The sequence below is a fragment of the Nonomuraea sp. NPDC005692 genome, from assembly GCF_040631115.1.
Classification (GTDB): domain Bacteria; phylum Actinomycetota; class Actinomycetes; order Streptosporangiales; family Streptosporangiaceae; genus Nonomuraea.
Genome location: NZ_JBEXYU010000091.1, coordinates 1 through 1325 on the forward strand (window position 1 = coordinate 1; position 1325 = coordinate 1325).

Annotated in this window: 1 protein-coding gene and 1 other annotated feature; the gene reads left to right on the top strand. The window is 68.5% G+C overall.

What is annotated here, in order from left to right; translation table 11 throughout:
- The first annotated feature begins 72 nt into the window (after nucleotides 1–72).
- Nucleotides 73–1295 (top strand): IS3 family transposase gene (locus ABZ459_RS52745; protein ID WP_357989108.1). Its coding sequence is split into 2 segments (ribosomal slippage): nucleotides 73–358 and nucleotides 358–1295, totalling 1224 coding nucleotides; the frame shifts between segments, so codons are not numbered across the junction.
- Nucleotides 351–464 (top strand) — a sequence feature (AL1L pseudoknot). It overlaps the preceding gene by 114 nt.
- Nucleotides 1296–1325 lie beyond the last annotated feature (30 nt).

Sequence of the window (1325 nt, forward strand, 5' to 3'; positions counted from 1 at the left end):
TGAACCGCTCCGACTTTCTTGGAGACCCTGAAGCCAGCATGATCGTGCTGGCGGAAGGGAGAATCACACGCGATGCCAGCCCCCAGGAAGTACCCGCAGGAACTGCGTGAGCGCGCGGTTCGGATGGTCTTCGAGGTCCGCGAGCAGACCGGCAATGCGCCCGGTGCCATCGCCCGGGTTGCCCAGCAGCTCGGCGTGCACCGCGAAGCGTTGCGCGGCTGGGTCCGCCAGGCCGAGGTCGACGAAGGCCAGCATCCGGGCACCTCGACGGCCGACGCGCAGCGGATCGCCGAGCTCGAGCGGGAGGTCCGTGAGCTGCGCCGAGCCAACGAAATCCTCAAGTCGGCGGCCGCTTTTTTCGCCCGGGAACTCGACCCCCGACCGCCCAGATAGTGGCCTTCATCGACGCTCACCGCGAACAGTATGGCGTCGAGCCGATCTGCCAGGTGCTCGCGCTCGCGCCGGCGACGTACTACGCAGCCAGGAACCGGCCCCGCTCGGCCCGCGAGCGGCGCGATGAGCAGCTGTCGGCCGAGATCATCCGGCTGTGGAACGACAACTTCGAGGTGTACGGGGTGCGCAAGATGTGGAAGGCGCTCAACCGCCAGGGCGTGGCCGTGGCCCGCTGCACGGTCGCCCGGCTGATGCGCCGGCTCGGATTATCCGGCGCGGTCCGCGGCGATCACAAGCGCCGCACGACCATCGCCGAGCCGCTGTGCCCGCGCCCGGCCGACCTGGTCGAGCGGGACTTCGCCGCGCCGGCGCCGAACCGGCTGTGGGTGGCCGATCTGACCTACATCCACACCTGGTCCGGGTTCGTCTACGCCGCATTCGTCATCGACGTGTTCTCCCGGATGATCGTCGGCTGGCGGCTGACCGACCACCTGCGCACCGACCTGCCCCTGGACGCGCTGGAGATGGCCATCTGGCGTCGCGGCGGCCAGGCCGACGCGCTCGACGGGCTGGTGCATCACTCCGACCGCGGCTGCCAATATCTGTCCATCCGCTACACCGACCGGCTCGCCGACGCCGGTGCGGTCAGCTCGGTCGGCTCGCGCGGGGACAGCTACGACAACGCGCTGGCCGAGAGCACCATCGGGCTGTACAAGACCGAACTGATCCACCGCCGCGGCCCGTGGAAGGGCCTGGACGACGTCGAGATCGCCACCATGGAATGGGTCGACTGGTACAACAACCGCCGACTCCACAGCGCCTGCCAGGACCTTCCACCCGCCGAATACGAAACCCTCTACCGCGCAGAAATCAAGTCAGCTACTCTCGCCCCAGCCACGTAACCCGGTCTCCAACAAACCCGGCGCGGTTCA